14 protein-coding genes are annotated in these 15,035 nt (G+C 64.0%); 4 read left to right on the forward strand and 10 right to left on the reverse strand.

What is annotated here, in order from left to right; all coding sequences use genetic code 11:
- Positions 1-27: 27 nt before the first annotated feature.
- The 9 genes from ppk2 to ehuR form a co-directional block, all read right to left on the reverse strand.
- Positions 28-846, reverse strand: coding sequence for a polyphosphate kinase 2 (gene ppk2 / locus IRZ77_RS08460; protein ID WP_046616002.1), 819 nt, complete (start codon positions 844-846; stop codon positions 28-30).
- A 229-nt stretch (positions 847-1,075) separates the two neighbouring features.
- Positions 1,076-1,696, reverse strand: a complete 621-nt coding sequence (gene ycaC, locus IRZ77_RS08465; RefSeq protein ID WP_010951959.1) for an isochorismate family cysteine hydrolase YcaC — start codon at positions 1,694-1,696, stop codon at positions 1,076-1,078.
- Between the two features lie 125 nt (positions 1,697-1,821).
- Positions 1,822-3,207, reverse strand: coding sequence for an aspartate aminotransferase family protein (locus IRZ77_RS08470; RefSeq protein WP_196173241.1), 1,386 nt, complete (start codon positions 3,205-3,207; stop codon positions 1,822-1,824).
- Positions 3,208-3,219: 12 nt separating this feature from the next.
- Positions 3,220-4,686, reverse strand: coding sequence for an NAD-dependent succinate-semialdehyde dehydrogenase (locus tag IRZ77_RS08475; RefSeq protein ID WP_108480148.1), 1,467 nt, complete (start codon positions 4,684-4,686; stop codon positions 3,220-3,222).
- A gap of 36 nt (positions 4,687-4,722) precedes the next feature.
- Positions 4,723-5,742 carry a N(2)-acetyl-L-2,4-diaminobutanoate deacetylase DoeB gene (doeB, locus tag IRZ77_RS08480; RefSeq protein ID WP_046616759.1) on the reverse strand — a complete coding sequence of 340 codons (1,020 nt, stop codon included), beginning with the start codon at positions 5,740-5,742 and terminating at the stop codon, positions 4,723-4,725.
- 3 nt (positions 5,743-5,745) lie between these two features.
- Entirely contained in the window at positions 5,746-6,936 is a 1,191-nt protein-coding gene (gene doeA / locus IRZ77_RS08485) for an ectoine hydrolase DoeA (RefSeq protein WP_085601899.1), read from the reverse strand.
- A gap of 36 nt (positions 6,937-6,972) precedes the next feature.
- Positions 6,973-7,965, reverse strand: a complete 993-nt coding sequence (eutC, locus tag IRZ77_RS08490; protein ID WP_196173244.1) for an ectoine utilization protein EutC — start codon at positions 7,963-7,965, stop codon at positions 6,973-6,975.
- A 31-nt stretch (positions 7,966-7,996) separates the two neighbouring features.
- Complete coding sequence (gene eutB, locus IRZ77_RS08495) at positions 7,997-8,968, reverse strand: hydroxyectoine utilization dehydratase EutB (RefSeq protein WP_196173246.1); 972 nt, start codon at positions 8,966-8,968, stop codon at positions 7,997-7,999.
- 199 nt (positions 8,969-9,167) lie between these two features.
- On the reverse strand, positions 9,168-10,562 hold the full coding sequence (ehuR, locus tag IRZ77_RS08500) for a MocR-like ectoine utilization transcription factor EhuR (protein WP_196173339.1): 1,395 nt from the start codon (positions 10,560-10,562) through the stop codon (positions 9,168-9,170).
- A 239-nt stretch (positions 10,563-10,801) separates the two neighbouring features.
- Between ehuR and ehuB the strand changes: the two genes are divergently transcribed.
- From ehuB to ehuA, 4 genes are all read left to right on the forward strand, one after another.
- Positions 10,802-11,656, forward strand: coding sequence for an ectoine/hydroxyectoine ABC transporter substrate-binding protein EhuB (gene ehuB / locus IRZ77_RS08505; protein ID WP_196173248.1), 855 nt, complete (start codon positions 10,802-10,804; stop codon positions 11,654-11,656).
- 62 nt (positions 11,657-11,718) lie between these two features.
- On the forward strand, positions 11,719-12,378 hold the full coding sequence (ehuC, locus tag IRZ77_RS08510) for an ectoine/hydroxyectoine ABC transporter permease subunit EhuC (protein WP_046616765.1): 660 nt from the start codon (positions 11,719-11,721) through the stop codon (positions 12,376-12,378).
- Complete coding sequence (gene ehuD / locus IRZ77_RS08515; RefSeq protein WP_046616766.1) at positions 12,375-13,031, forward strand: ectoine/hydroxyectoine ABC transporter permease subunit EhuD; 657 nt, start codon at positions 12,375-12,377, stop codon at positions 13,029-13,031. Before ehuC ends, ehuD begins: the two co-directional genes overlap by 4 nt.
- Before the next feature lie 65 nt (positions 13,032-13,096).
- Positions 13,097-13,891, forward strand: a complete 795-nt coding sequence (gene ehuA / locus IRZ77_RS08520; RefSeq protein WP_178081818.1) for an ectoine/hydroxyectoine ABC transporter ATP-binding protein EhuA — start codon at positions 13,097-13,099, stop codon at positions 13,889-13,891.
- Positions 13,892-13,906: 15 nt separating this feature from the next.
- On the opposite strand, the gene IRZ77_RS08525 is transcribed toward ehuA, so the two are convergent.
- Complete coding sequence (locus IRZ77_RS08525) at positions 13,907-14,926, reverse strand: transporter (RefSeq protein WP_196173250.1); 1,020 nt, start codon at positions 14,924-14,926, stop codon at positions 13,907-13,909.
- Between the last annotated feature and the right edge of the window lie 109 nt (positions 14,927-15,035).

Genomic DNA, 15,035 nt, shown 5'->3' on the forward strand with positions numbered 1-15,035 from the left:
CCCTCGCTGCTCCCCCGCGGGGAAAGATCAGAAACGCTCTTCGACGACTTTGAATGGGTAGTTGACCGCCTTGTATTTGCCGATCTTGCCGCGCTTGGGCAATTTCACCTGCCCGTCGCTGGTGATGTCCTTGTAGGGGATGCGCGTCAGCAGATGGCTGATGATATTCAGCCGGGCACGGCGCTTGTCGTTGGAATGGGCCATGAACCACGGCGCCCAGGACGAATCGGAGGCGGCGAACATGTCGTCGCGGGCCCGGGTGTATTCATCCCAGCGGGTGTACGACTTGAGGTCCATCGGCGACAGCTTCCACAGCTTGCGGCCATCGTTGATGCGGTCCTGCAGGCGGCGGGTCTGCTCTTCGGCGCTGACCTCCAGCCAGTACTTGATGAGGATGATCCCCGACTCGACCATCATCTTTTCGAACAGCGGCACCACGGTGAGAAACTTGCTGCTCTGTTCTTCGCTGCAGAAGCCCATCACCCGCTCGACACCGGCGCGGTTGTACCAGCTGCGGTCGAAGATCACTACCTCGCCTGCGGCAGGCAGGTGGCCCAGGTAGCGTTGCACATACATCTGGGTCTTTTCCCGCTCGGTCGGTGCCGGCAGCGCCACCACGCGGAATACTCGCGGGCTGACGCGCTCGGTAATGGCCTTGATGGTACCGCCCTTGCCGGCGCCATCGCGGCCCTCGAAGACAATGCACACCTTCAGGCCCTTGGCCACCACCCACTCCTGCAGCTTCACCAGTTCCACATGCAGCTGCTTGAGTTCCTTCTCGTACGCCTTGCCGCCCAGTTTCTCCGGCTGGTCCTTGGGGTCTTTCTTCCTGGACGACTTCGACATGGCACTCTCCTGAGGGCGAATGAAGAGTCAGTATGGTCGATCCATGGCAGTTTGCCGCTTCGCTTGTGGATTTCGCTGGCTTGCTTCTATCTCATTGATTCTGCGGGTGCTTATGGGTGTTCCGGGGAGGGTGTGGGAGCGGGTTTACCCGCGAATACGTCATTGAAGCTACCGACGCATTCGCGGGTGAACCCGCTCCCACAGGGTATGCGATGCCTTCGTGGCCAGATTACTTGGCCAGTTTGTTGTAGCTGGTCATCAGGTTGCGGTAGTCCGGAATATGGTTGGAGAAAAGGGTTCCCAGCCCTTCGATATCGTTGCGCCAGTCACGATGCAGCTCGCAGGCCACGCCGAACCAGGTCATCAGTTGCGCCCCGGCGGCCTCCATGCGCCGCCAGGCCGAGTCACGAGTCAGTTCGTTGAAGGTGCCGGAGGCATCGGTGACGACGAATACCTCGAAGCCCTCCTCCAGCGCCGACAGTGCCGGGAAGGCCACGCACACTTCGGTCACCACGCCGGCGATCAGCAACTGCTTCTTGCCGGTGGCCTTGACGGCCTTGACGAAGTCCTCGTTGTCCCAGGCGTTGATGTTGCCAGGCCGGGCGATGTACGGGGCGTCGGGGAACTGCTCTTTCAGTTCGGGCACCAGCGGGCCGTTGGGGCCCGTCTCGAAACTGGTGGTGAGAATGGTCGGCAGCTTGAAGTACTTGGCCAGGTCCGACAGGGCCAGGACGTTGTTCTTGAAGCGGTCGGGGTCTATGTCCCTTACCAGCGAGAGCAGGCCGGTCTGGTGGTCGACCAGAAGCACGGCGGCGTTGTTCTTGTCCAGACGCTTGTATTGAAAGGCCATGACGGTTCTCCTTGCTTCAGCGGGTTGGGAATATCAGCGTAGGCAAGGATGAAAGGTGGATGGGACCGTCAGTCGGTTCGCCTGCCGAGGCCGGCGATGGGGCCGCATGGCGGCCCCTGCAATACTCAGCCGAGCACCTTGCCAGCCACCTCATCGACCGCCGCCTTGGTGATGGCGACGATCTTTTCGGCATCCTCCTGGTTCAGCACCAACGGCGGTGCAAAGCCGAGAATGTCACCATGCGGCATGGCCCGGGCGATCATCCCCCGCTCAAGGCACGCTGCCGACACCTGTGGCCCGACTTTCAACGCCGGGTCGAACGCCGTGCGCGCCTCGCGATCGGCCATGAACTCGACTGCGCAAAGCATGCCGTCACCCCTTACTTCACCCACCAGCGGGTGGCCTTCGAAGGTTTCGCGCATGCGCCGGTTCAGGTAAGCCCCCACCACTTCGGCGTTCTCGGTCAGGTTCTCGCGCTCGAGAATATCCAGGTTGGCCAGCGCCGCCGCCGCGCAGATCGGGTGCCCGGAGTAGGTCCAGCCGTGGCCCATGGGGCCGGCCTTCTGCGAGCCTTCTTCGATCACGTTCCACACCTTCTCGCCAACGATCACGGCCGACAGGGGCGCATAGGCGCTGGTCAGGCCCTTGGCCGTGGTGATCAGGTCCGGGCGAATGTCGTAGCGCTGGCTGCCCATCTTCGAGCCCAGGCGGCCGAAGGCGCACACCACTTCGTCGGCGATCAACAGCACGTCGTAGCGATCGAGCACGGCCTGGATAGCCTTCCAGTAGCCCTTGGGCGGCACGATGATGCCACCGGTGCCCATCAGCGGCTCGCCAATGAAAGCGGCGACGGTATCGGGCCCTTCGGCCAGGATCAGTTGCTCCAGTTCGTCGGCGCAATAGCGCACGAAGGCCTGCTCATCCATGCCGGCCGGTGCCTTGCGGTACCAGTGCGGGCAGACCGTATGCTTGACGCCTTCCACCGGCAGGTCGAAATGCTGATGGAAGCTGGGCAGGCCGGTAAGGCTGCCGGTCATGATGCCCGAGCCGTGATAGCCGCGGTCGCGAGAGATGATCTTCTTCTTGAGTGGGCGGCCGAGGATGTTGTTGTAGTAGCGCACCAGCTTGACCTGGGTCTCGTTGGCATCGGAACCCGACAGGCCGTAATAGACCTTTTTCATCCCGGCCGGCGCCCAGTCGATGATGCGGCTGGAAAGCTCGATGATCGCCTCGGTCGAGTGGCCGACGTAGGTGTGGTAATACGCCAGCTCCTTGGCCTGGCGATGGATGGCGTCAGCGACCTCGGTACGCCCGTAACCGATGTTCACGCAGTAAAGGCCGGCGAAGGCATCGATCAGTTCGCGGCCTTCATGGTCACGCAGGCGGATGCCCTCGGCACCGGTGATGATCCGGCCCTTGAGCGCGCCGCTGGCGTGGTCATGGGCGTGGGTCGAGGGGTGCATGAAGTGGGCGCGGTCCTGTTCGAACAGCTGGCTGAATTCTTGGCTCATGGCAAACACTCCTTAGAACTGACCGTGGTGGTGCAAGCAAACGTATTTGGTTTCGACGAAGGGTTCGAAGCCCTCGCTGCCGCCTTCGCGGCCCAGGCCCGAGGCCTTCATGCCGCCGAACGGGATAGGGTGGCCGGTGAACTTGACGCCGTTGATCGCCACCATGGCGTGGTCGAGCCGGCGCACCAGCGGGTGCACGACATCGAGGCGGTTGCCGACGATGTAGGCAGCCAGGCCGTATTCAGTGTCGTTGGCCATGGCGATGGCCTGCTCCAGCGTGTCGAATGGCATGACCCCGGCAATCGGCGCGAAGTTTTCTTCCTGGTAGATGCGCATCGCCGGCGTCACATCGGCGAGCACCGTCGGCTGGAAGAACCAGCCCCCCAGCGCATGGCCCTCGCCACCGACCAGGCGCCGGGCGCCACGCTGCAAGGCGTCCTCGACCCGCGCCTGGGTGGCATCAAAGGCGGCCTGGTGCATCAGCGGGCCGACCTCTGCGGCAGTCTCCTCGCCATCGACCATCGCCGGGCCAACCTTCAACGCCCGCACCGCTTCGGCAAAACGCGCCAGGAATGTTTCGTACAACGGCCGCTGCACCATGATCCGGTTGGCCGCGCAGCAGTCCTGGCCAGACGTCTGGAACTTGGCTGCCACGGCCACCCGCACGGCCAGCTCCAGGTCGGCATCGGCGCAGACGATGAACGGCGCATTGCCGCCCAGCTCCAGCGCCACTTTCTTCACATCCTGAGCCGCGGCTTGCAGCACCAGCTTGCCCACCCGGGTCGAGCCGGTGAAGCTGACCGCCCGCACGCGGCTGTCGCGCACCAGGGTTTCCATGGCCATTTGCGGCTCGCCGATCACCACGTTGAATACCCCCGGCGGGAAGCCGGCGTCCTCTGCCAGCTGGGCCAGGGCCAGCGCCGAGAACGGTGTTTCGTGGGCCGGCTTGACCACCACCGTGCAGCCGGCCGCCAATGCCGCAGCCGCCTTGCGGGTGATCATGGCGCTGGGGAAGTTCCATGGGGTGAGCAGCGCGCAGACCCCGACGGGCTCCTTCAGCGTACTCAGCTGGGCACCCGGAATATGGCTGGGGATGGTCTGCCCGTTGAGGCGCCGGGCCTCCTCGGCAAACCAGGGGATGAAGCTTGCCGCATAGGCGATTTCACCGCGTGCTTCGGCCAGCGGTTTGCCCTGCTCCTCGCTGAGAATGCGCGCCAGAGCCTCCTGGTGTTCGAGCATCAATTCGGCCCAACGCCGCAACAGCGCAGCGCGGCTGTCCAGGCTCTGCTGGCGCCAGGCCGGGAAAGCCCGCTGGGCGGCATCCACCGCGGCAACGATCTGCTCATGGTCGAGCAGAGGCACATGGCCGATGACCTGGCGGTTGGCCGGGTCATGCACGGCGATGCTGTTGCCGCTGTGGCTGTGCAGCCATTGGCCATCGACGTGGCACAGGCTGTTGAATGGGTAGTGGTGTGACATGACTGTTCTCCATACCTCGTTGTCGTGGCGCCAGGTTCAGGCCAATACGTCAGCGATTACCGCCAGGGTGTCGCCGCACTGCACCAGGCCGGGAAAGTGCCGGGCTGCGAGCAAGCCATTGCGTCGGGCGCGGTACTCGACCGGGGCGCTGCCGGTGCGGCGGATGTCATGGATACGGGCGATCACCTCACCCTGGCTGACCGTTTCGCCCAGGTCGCGGCACATCTCCAGCAATCCGTCGTGCTCGCTGGCGATGAAGCAATCGCCATCGGGCATGTCCAGCAGGGTTGTCTCGCCCTGCTCCAGTTCGCCGGCGAGGATGCCGGCGTGAATCAGCACATTGCGCACGCCGCGCTCCGCCAGGGCCACGCTTTTCGCCGTGGAGGTGCCACCACCGCCCAGTTCGGTGGTGATGAACACCTTGCCCTGCTCTTCTGCCGCGGTGTCGTACATCGCCTGCGCATCCAGCTCGAGCATGCGCATGCTGTAGGGCGCGGCGAAGGCCTGCATGCCAGCTTCACAACGGGCCTGCTGGGCCTTGTCGGGCAGCACATGGCATGCAGCGAAAGGCAGGAAGTCGAGGGTGCGACCACCGGAGTGGATGTCCAGGACGATATCGGCCAACGGCAGCAGGGTGCGGCGGAAATAGTCGGCGATCTTTTCCGTCACGCTGCCATCGGGCCGGCCAGGGAAGCTGCGGTTGAGGTTGCCCCGGTCGATCGGCGAGGTGCGGGTGCCCGCCTGGAACGCCGGTGTGTTCATGAACGGCACGATGATCACCCGCCCGCTTATCTGCCCCGCCTGCAGCTGCTGGGCCAGCTTGCTCAGCGCCACCGGGCCTTCGTATTCGTCACCGTGATTGCCACCAGTGAGCAAGGCTGTCGGGCCATTGCCGTTCCTGACCACCGTCAGCGGAATCATCACCGCACCCCAGGCCGAGTCGTCACGCGAGTACGGCAGCTTGAGGAAGCCGTGCTGCACGCCGTCCTGCTCGAAATCCAAGGTACAGGTGATGGGGTTGGCCACCGTGGCGGCGGCCTGTGCGATCGCATTCATGGGTCAATCCTTCACGAACAGCTGGCGCGGCACGTTGCACAGGGTCTCTACCCCGGTCTCGGTGATGAGGATGCTTTCGGTGATCTCCAGGCCCCAGTCGTCCATCCACAGCCCCGGCATGAAGTGGAAGGTCATGCCCGGTTGCAGCACGCTGGTGTCGCTCGGGCGCAGGCTCATGGTGCGCTCGCCCCAATCTGGTGGGTAGCTGATACCGATCGGGTAACCACAACGGCTGTCCTTGTGGATGCCGAACTTCTCCAGTACGCGGAAGAACGCCCTGGCGATGTCACCGGTGGTGTTACCCGGCCGCGCGGCATCAAGGCCGGCCGCGATACCTTCGACCACTGCCTTTTCGCCATCGAGAAAGTGTTGCGGCGGCTTGCCCAGGTACACGGTGCGCGACAGCGGGCAGTGGTAGCGCTTGTAGCAGCCGGCAATCTCGAAGAACGTGCCGGCGCCGCGGGTGAACGGTGAATCGTCCCAGGTCAGGTGCGGCGCGCTGGCATCCGCGCCGGTCGGCAACAACGGCACGATGGCCGGGTAGTCGCCGCCATGGCCATCGACACCGAGGATGCCGCTGCGGTAGATCTCGGCCACCAGCTCGTTCTTGCGCATGCCGGGCTCGATGCGTTCGAGGATGCACCCGTGCATCTGTTCGACGATGCGCGCGGCGATACGCATGTATTCGATTTCCTGCGGCGACTTGACGGCCCGCTGCCAGTTGACCAGCCCGGCGGCATCGCTGAAACGCGCCTGTGGCAGGTGCTTGCACAGCGCCTGGTAGGCCGCCGCGCTGAAGTAGTAGTTGTCCATCTCCACGCCGATGCTCAGGCCGCCCCAGCCCTTGGCCAGAATCACCTCCTGGCACAGGTAGTCCATCGGGTGACGCTCGCGTGACTGCACATAGATGTCCGGGTAGCCGACGATGTTGTCGTGCTGCATGAACACCGTACGCCGTGCACCATTGGCGTCCTGGCCGCGGCCAAACCAGATCGGCTCGCCATCGAGCGCCAGCAGCACGCACTGGTGCACGTAGAACGACCAGCCGTCATAGCCGGTGAGCCAGGCCATGTTAGAGGGATCGGTAACCAGCAAAAGCTCCAGGCCCTGTGCCTGCATGGCAGCGCGGGTCTTGGCCAGGCGCTGGGCGTACTCCTGCCGACCGAACGGCAGGTTGACCACTGTTTGTGACATGCGGATGCCCTTCTTGTGAGTGGGTTGCGAAAGCTGTCAGCTGTGAAACGCCAGGCCTTTGTCGGCGGCGATTGCGCGTTCGAAGGCAAGGTTGGCGATTGCGGTGTCCTGGGCCCCGGTGCCGGTCAGGTCGCACAGGGTGACCTCATCGGCCTGTACCCGGCCCGGGTGCAGCCCGGCGATGATCTGGCCCAGCTCGGAATGAACGGCCTGTTCGCTGACCGCGCCAGCGCGCAAGGCATGGTGCAGTTCGCCCAGCACGCGGGTCTGGCTCAGGCGGTCGGCGACATAGCGGTCGAGCCGGGCCAGGGCCGTGGGCGCGATCTCGTTCTTGTGCTCGGCATCCGAGCCCATGGCAGTGATGTGCAGCCCCGGTTGCAGGTGATGCGGCTGGATCAGCGGCTCGCGGCTGGGGGTGCAGGTGATGGCGATATCGACCGACTGCATGGCCTGGTCGACACTGTCGCAAGCCTGTACCTGCAGTTGCCCATCGCGCCCCAGGTCATCGCATAACGCTGCGGTTCTCTGCGCATCGCGCCCCCACACCTTGACCTGTTCGATCGGCCGCACCAGGCGCAGTGCCTGCAGCTGCAGGCGTGCCTGTTCGCCACTGCCGATCAAGGCCACGCTGCGGCTGTCCTGCCGCGACAGCCAGCGTGCAGCTACCGCACCGGCTGCAGCGGTGCGCACGGCGGTGAGGTAGCCATTGTCGAGGAGCAAGGCATCGAGCAGGCCAGTGCGGGCCGACAGCAGCATCATCATGCCGTTGAGGCTGGGCAGGCCAAGCTTGGGGTTGTCGAAAAAGCCAGGGCTGACCTTGATCGCGAAACGCTCCAGCCCTGGCAGGTAGGCGGTTTTCACGTCTACCTCGCCGTTGTGCTCGGGCACATCCAGGCGCAGGATCGGCGGCATCGCCACCTTTGCCGTGGCAAGCAGGGCAAAGGCCTGCTCGATGGCATCGATCGCGTTGCGATCGAGGGTGATGCAGCTACGCAGGTCGGCTTCGCTGAGCAAGGTGATGGCCGGCATTCGAATACCTCCAGTGAAGGAAACTTGAATTTCAGGCGTCGCCGCCGTTGATGACGCGCTGATGCTGTGCGCTGTCGACGTTGCGCCCGCTGACCACCACCACGACCGGGCCGCGGGCCGTCACAAGGCCGTCGAGCAGCGCGGCGATGCCGACTGCGCCGGCACCTTCGAGTACCAGCCGTTCGTGCTGATAGGCGTGGCGCATGCCGTTGGCGATCGACGCTTCCGGCAGCAGGTAGAGTTGGTCGAGCAGTCGCTGGGTCATGCTCAGGGTGTGCTGGTTGTCCAGGCCGATACCGCCGCCAAGCGAGTCGGCCAGGGTTGGCAGCTCCTCGACTTCGACCGGGCAACCGGCCTGCAGGCTGGCGTACATCGCCGCGCCACGCTGCATGCTGACGCCATGGGTGGTGAGCGCCGGCTTGATGCTTTTCATGGCCAACGCCACACCCGCGAACAGGCCACCACCGGAGAGCGGAATCAGCACCTGCTCCACCTCGGGCAACTGCTCGATGATTTCCAGGCCCAGTGTGCCCTGGCCAGCGATGACCTGGGGGTGATCGAAAGGTGGAATCAGCGTTGCGCCCTGTTGCTCGGCATGTTGTTGTGCGGCCTGCTGGGCATCGTCCTGGGAGTGGCCGACGATGCACACTTCGGCGCCCAGGTCGCGGATGGCCTGGACCTTGTTGGCTGGCACCAGTTGCGAAAGAAACACGGTTGCCTTCACCCCCAGTTGCGCAGCAGCGTGGGCCACCGCCCGGCCGTGATTGCCGGTGGAAGCCGTAACCACGCCGCATGCGCGTTGTTCTGCGCTCAGTGCCGCGATGGCATTGCTGGCACCGCGCAGCTTGAAGCTGCCGGTGGTCTGCAGGGCCTCGAGCTTCAGGTAGACCGGTGTGCCCAGGTGCCGTGACAGGCTGGGGGAAAGTTCCAGCGGAGTGCTGCGCACCAGGCCGTGGATACGCTGGCGGGCGAGGTAGAGATCGTGAAGCGAGAGCGCTGACATGACCGGGACCCAACAAGTGAGCTGATGTTGGGCGGAGTGTATGAGGCGAAAATTGTCGTGATGAATGTACTAGGGCAATTTGCCGGGGAATTTGTTTTTTCCTGCAGCGGCCTCTTCGCGGGCACGCCCGCTCCCACATGTTTGGCACAGCGATTCCTGTGGGAGCGGGCATGCCCGCGAAGAGGCCGCTGCAGGAGAGTTACAGTTCATGGATCTGCGGATACTGCCCGAACAACTCCCGCATATCGCCAAAGGCCTGCCGCAGCTTCGCCTCGGAACACTCGGCGCCCACGCACAAGCGCACGGCCCGTGGCCGCGGTGTACCGCGCACCAGGAACGGCTCCGGCGGCGTTACCGCAATCTGCCGGCGGCGCAGGGCACGCACCAGGCTGTCCACTTCCCACCGCTCGGGAATGTTCAGCCACGCCCCTAAGGCATGGGAGTGCTGACCACGCACATATTCCCCCAGGTAGTCACGCAACAACGCCTGACGCTCGCCCAGCAGAGTGCGCTGCAACGCCACCAGCTGCGCCGCGCGCCCGTCGTTGATCCAGCGCGATGCAATTTCCGCCACCGGGGGCGTGGCCATCCAGCTGTTGACCCGCAAGATGCTCTCGGTGCGTAGCGCCAGGCGCTTGGGCATGGCCAGGTAGCCCACGCGCAGGCCGGTAAGCACCGACTTGGTCATGCTGGTGCAGTAGAACGACAGCTCCGGCGCATAGGAGCTGAGCGGCCTGGCATGGCTGCCACCCAGCAGCGGCCCGTAAACGTCATCTTCGATGATATGCACGCCAAAGCGCCGGGCAATTTCGGCAATCTCCTGGCGCCGGCTGTCGGGCATCAGGCTGACGGTAGGGTTGTTGAGGTTGGGTGTGCACACCAGCGCGGTCACACGCTCGTTGCTGCAGATGTCCTCGAAATGCTCCGGGTTGATGCCCTCGCGGTCCATCTCCAGGCCTTTGAGGGTGAAACCGAGCACCTGTGAATTGCCGATCACGCCATGGTCGGTCAACCCCTCGCACAGCACCACATCATCCGGCCCGGCCAGCGAGGCCAGGGCCAGGAAGATAGCGTGGGCGGCACCATTGGTGACCAGCACATCGTCACGCTCGACCTGCATGCCCAGGCCGGCAAGCCAGCGCACCGCAGCCTCGCGGTGGCTCTCGAAACCGGCGATGGGCCGGTAGGCATGGATCCACGGCTGCTCCTCTTCAACGGCCAACTCGGCGCAAGTGTCGCGCCAGATGCGCTCGTGCACCTGGGTGTGAAGGATGCGGGTGATGGAGAAGTCGACCAGGGTACGCTCGGGCAGGTCGATGATGTCATCCGACACACGGTCGCTCATGCGCCGACTGACGAAACTGCCACGGCCGATCTCGCAACGTACCAGGCCTTGGCGCTCAAGTTCCTTGTAGGCATTGGTCACGGTCTGCACGCTGATGCCCAGGGCATCGGCTACCTGCCGCTGCGGTGGCAGGCGCTGGTCATGTACCAATACGCCGCGCTCGATTTCGCCGGTGACCGCCTGGACCAGAATCTTGTATTTGGACTCGCCGATGCGGGCGGTGTCCAGGGCTGCCTTCCAACTGTGCATCATGATGTTCGCTTCACTTGCCGGGGCCAGGGTCACAGCATCCCCCGTACAAGTGCTTCGGGCAATTGTCCTAGTGCAATGCCATCGCCGTTTCAGCTTTTGTATGCTCGCCCCAAGGTCGAACTCCCGCTGCCTGCCAGCCTCGAACAAAAGACCGACCTGCTATCGCTGTTTTGCTCCACTGCCTCCTAACACAGAGCCGTCGATGACGGTTTTTATAACAAACAGGAGCTTCATTGATGAGCCAGCCTTTCAACGTTCCACGCCCCTTCCATCGCCTGCTGATGGCCTGTGCCGCCTTCGGTGTGCTTGCCAGCGCCCAGGCTGCCAGCCTGGACGAAATCAAGGAAACCAGCCACATCCGCATCGGCTACGCCAACGAAACCCCGTTCGCCTTCACCGAGACCGATGGCCGGGTAACCGGGGAGTCACCGGAAATCGCCAAGATCATCTTCGAGAAGATGGGCATCAAGCAGGTCGATGGCGTGCTCACCGAGTGGGGTTCGTTGATCCCGGGCTTGCGCGCCGGGCGCTTCGATGTGATTGCCGCCGGCATGTACATCACCCCGGCACGCTGCAAGCAGGTGATCTTCACCGACCCGCAGTACGCCCTGCCCGACACCCTGCTGGTTGCACAGGGCAATCCGAAGAACCTGCACAGCTACGCCGACATCGCCAGGAGCCCGGACGTGAAACTGGCGATCATGGCGGGCACGGTCAACCTCGCCTATGCCCGCGAATCCGGCATCACGGATGCGCAGATCCTTCAGGTGCCGGACACCACCGCCCAGTTGCAGGCCGTGCGCGCCGGCCGCGCCGATGCTGCCGTGGGCACCCAGCTGACCATGAAGGGCCTGGCGAAAAAGGGTGGCGACAAGGTAGAGGCGATCAGCGACTTCACGGATGACCCGGCCCACACCGGCTACGGTGCCCTGGCCTTCCGCCCCGAGGACAAGGCCCTGCGCGACGCGGTCAACGCCGAGATGAAAAAGTGGCTGGGCAGTGAGGAGCATCTCAAGACCGTCGCGCCGTTCGGCTTCGACCGCAGCAACGTGACAGACAAGACCGCCGCCGAGCTCTGTGCCCAGCAGTGAATCGAGGTGGCATGGCGCTTGCCGTGCCATTCCCTGTGTAATCCGATTATTCAGGTCGAACCATGGGTGAATTGATACCGTTGTTACTGCAAGGCGCCTGGGTCACCATTCAGGTCACCTTCTTCGGCTCGCTGCTGGCCATCGTCGCCGCGATCCTCGCCGCCCTTGGCCGGCGTTCGTCATGGCGGCCATTGAGCTGGCTTTGCGTGGCCTACATCGAGCTGTTCCGCGGCACCTCGTTGCTGGTGCAGTTGTTCTGGTTGTTCTTCGTATTGCCGCTGCCACCGTTCAACCTCGAACTCAGCGCCTACACCGTGGCGATCGTCGGCCTCGGGCTGCATATCGGTGCCTACGGTGCCGAAGTGATGCGCGGGGCGATCAGCTCGGTGGCCAAAGGGCAGTACGAAGCCTGCACCGCGCTGAACATGCCCGCCACCATCCGCTTCCGGCGGATCATCCTGCCGCAGGCATTGCTGGCGGCCATCGCACCTGGCACCAACCTGCTGATCGAACTGCTGAAAAACACATCGCTGGTGTCGCTGATCACCCTGTCGGACCTTAGCTTCCGCGCCCGTCAGCTGGACCAGGCGACTTTCCAGACCTTGGAAATCTTCAGCCTCACCCTGCTGCTCTACTTCGTCCTGGCGCAGGTCATCAACTTCCTCATGCGTCGGGTCGAACGGCGCCTGAGCCGCGGTCGCCTGCGGGGGAGCCTGTCATGAATTTCTGGGACTGGAACTACGTCGCGCAAATCCTGCCCGACTTGCTGCAGGCGTCGCTGAAAACCCTGGGCATCACCGTGGTTGGCTTCCTGATCGCAGTGGTGCTGGGCCTGTTCCTGGCCATCGCCCGACGCAGCCGCCAGGCCTGGCTGTCATGGCCGGTGGCATTGCTGATCGAGTTCATCCGCAGTACGCCGCTGCTGATCCAGGTGTATTTCCTCTATTACGTGCTGCCCAACTACGGGGTCAACATGACCGCCATGCAGGCCGGCATCATCGGTATCGGCGTGCACTACGCCTGTTACCTGGCCGAGGTTTACCGCGGCGGCCTCGACTCGGTGGCGCGCAGCCAGTGGGAAGCGGTGGTCGCCCTCAACTTCGCGCCATGGACCGCCTACCGGGCAGTCATCCTGCCCCAGGCGATTCGGCCGATCCTGCCGCCGTTGGGCAACTACCTGATCGCCATGCTCAAGGACACCCCGGTGCTGTCGGCCATCACCGTGGTGGAAATCATGCAGCAGGCCAAGAATGTCGGCTCCGAAAGCTTCCGCTACCTCGAGCCGATCACCCTGGTCGGTCTGTTCTTCCTGGCCTTGAGCGTCGCTCTGGCCTACCTCGTTCGGCGCCTTGAAGTGCGCCTGGAGCTCCGCTGATGATCGCCCCTGTGACCCACTTCGCCAGTGCCACCGCCACGGCCACCCAGCCGCTGGACACCCACATGCCCACACCGGCCATTGCCCAACCGATCGTCAGTTTCAAGGACGTGACCAAACGCTACGGCAGCTTCACCGTACTCGACGGCCTCAACCTCGATGTCGCCCCTGGCGAAAAGGTGGCGATCATCGGCCCCAGTGGCTCGGGCAAGTCGACATTGCTGCGGGTACTGATGACACTTGAGGGCATCGACCAGGGCATGATCGAAGTCGATGGCGAATCGCTCACCCACATGCCTGGGCGCAACGGCACGCAGCTCATCGCCAACGAGCGACATGTACGCAAAGTGCGGGCGAAGATCGGCATGGTGTTCCAGAGTTTCAACCTGTTCCCGCACATGAGTGCCTTGCAGAACGTGATCGAGGCCCCGGTCCAGGTGTTGGGCGTGAAGCCGGCCGAGGCGCGTGAACGGGCTGCCGAGTTGCTGGAGATGGTTGGCCTGGGCAACAAGTTCGAGCACTACCCATCGCAATTGTCCGGTGGCCAGCAACAGCGCGTGGCGATTGCCCGGGCGCTGGCGATGCGGCCCAAGGTGATGCTGTTCGACGAAGTGACCTCGGCGCTGGACCCGGAACTGTGTGGCGAGGTGCTGAACGTGATCCGCCGGTTGGGCAGCGAGCACAACCTGACCATGCTGATGGTGACGCATCAGATGGGCTTTGCCCGGGAGTTCGCGGATCGGGTGTGCTTTTTCTACAAGGGGCAGATCCACGAACAGGGGACGCCGGCACAGATCTACGAAAACCCGCAACAGGAGCGGACCCGGGCGTTCCTGAGTGCAGTGCGGGAGGCGAACTGACCGGCGATCGTCGCGTCAGTACTCGCGCCGCTTGCGAAAAGCCCAGCGCCCCACCAGCACGGTGAAGGTCGCCACCAGGGCCACCAGTACCCAGAAACCATGGGGGTTTTCCGCCAGCGGCACACCCCCGACGTTCATGCCGAAGAAGCCGGCGATGATGTTGATGGGCAGGGCCAGCACAGTCACCACAGTCAGGGTGAACAGGGTGCGGTTGGTCTGTTCGTTGAGCTTGGCGGCGATTTCTTCCTGCAGCAGTTTGATCCGCTCACCGAGGGCGGTGAGGTCGCTGATCACCAGGGTGAACTCTTCTGTGGCCGCGCGCAGCTGGCGTATGTCCTGTTCCTGCAGCCAGTCGGGCGGCCGGTTCAGCAGCCGCAGCAGCGCCCCTGGCTCCAGCGCCAGCAGGCGCTGCAGGCGCACCAGCACCCGGCGCATGCTGCCCAGTTCGGCGCGGTTGTCGCTCAGACGCTGGGACAGCAACTGGTCTTCGATGCGGTCGACGCTGGTGGTGGTTTCACGCACGATCTGGGTCAGCACATCGCCCTGGTCGCGCAGCAGATGGACCAGCAACTCGATGGACGAATGAAAGCGCTCGCCACGCTTGACCGACGAGCGCAACTTGTCCACCGAATGCAACGGCTGCAACCGGGCGCTCACCAGCAGCTGGCTGCTGGCGCAGGCCCACAGCGTGGAAATGTCCGAGGTCACCAGGCCGAAGTTGAACACCACATCGTTGACCACCGCCAGCAGTGCCGCGTCGGCGTGTTCGAGACGGGTCGAGCGCGAACCTTCGCGCAGGGTTTCGAAGAAGGCTTCGGGCAGCTGCAGGTGGGTGCGCAACCAGCGTTCGCAGGCAGCGTGGGCCAGGTTCAGGTGCACCCACAGAAACTCGCCAGGTTCCAGCGGCTGGCCGAGCATGCGCAACAACTGCGCCGAATCAATTTCGCGCCCCGGCTGGCCAGGGCGGAAGGCGAAGGCGTAGAGCAGGCCGAACAGGTCGTGGTCCTGTGGCAGATGCAGCGCGGGATGGCCCATTCGAACTCGCAATGAGGCACGGGAGATGGCAGAAAGGTTGCTGAATATTCGTTGCAGTCAGATGACAGCTGGATAGCTGAAAGCCCTTTGGGCTGCGCTGTCGCGTAGA

Source organism: Pseudomonas pudica, assembly GCF_015680405.1.
Lineage (GTDB): Bacteria > Pseudomonadota > Gammaproteobacteria > Pseudomonadales > Pseudomonadaceae > Aquipseudomonas > Aquipseudomonas pudica.

Coding starts and splice junctions, on each gene's coding strand:
- ehuR (WP_196173339.1), bottom strand. CDS start 10,562: ATGCACAGTTGGAAGGCAGCCCTGGACACCGCCCGCATCGGCGAGTCC.
- ehuC (WP_046616765.1), top strand. CDS start 11,719: ATGGGTGAATTGATACCGTTGTTACTGCAAGGCGCCTGGGTCACCATT.
- IRZ77_RS08475 (WP_108480148.1), bottom strand. CDS start 4,686: ATGTCACACCACTACCCATTCAACAGCCTGTGCCACGTCGATGGCCAA.
- ehuA (WP_178081818.1), top strand. CDS start 13,097: ATGCCCACACCGGCCATTGCCCAACCGATCGTCAGTTTCAAGGACGTG.
- doeB (WP_046616759.1), bottom strand. CDS start 5,742: ATGAATGCGATCGCACAGGCCGCCGCCACGGTGGCCAACCCCATCACC.
- ppk2 (WP_046616002.1), bottom strand. CDS start 846: ATGTCGAAGTCGTCCAGGAAGAAAGACCCCAAGGACCAGCCGGAGAAA.
- ehuB (WP_196173248.1), top strand. CDS start 10,802: ATGAGCCAGCCTTTCAACGTTCCACGCCCCTTCCATCGCCTGCTGATG.
- doeA (WP_085601899.1), bottom strand. CDS start 6,936: ATGTCACAAACAGTGGTCAACCTGCCGTTCGGTCGGCAGGAGTACGCC.
- eutC (WP_196173244.1), bottom strand. CDS start 7,965: ATGCCGGCCATCACCTTGCTCAGCGAAGCCGACCTGCGTAGCTGCATC.
- eutB (WP_196173246.1), bottom strand. CDS start 8,968: ATGTCAGCGCTCTCGCTTCACGATCTCTACCTCGCCCGCCAGCGTATC.
- ycaC (WP_010951959.1), bottom strand. CDS start 1,696: ATGGCCTTTCAATACAAGCGTCTGGACAAGAACAACGCCGCCGTGCTT.
- IRZ77_RS08470 (WP_196173241.1), bottom strand. CDS start 3,207: ATGAGCCAAGAATTCAGCCAGCTGTTCGAACAGGACCGCGCCCACTTC.
- ehuD (WP_046616766.1), top strand. CDS start 12,375: ATGAATTTCTGGGACTGGAACTACGTCGCGCAAATCCTGCCCGACTTG.
- IRZ77_RS08525 (WP_196173250.1), bottom strand. CDS start 14,926: ATGGGCCATCCCGCGCTGCATCTGCCACAGGACCACGACCTGTTCGGC.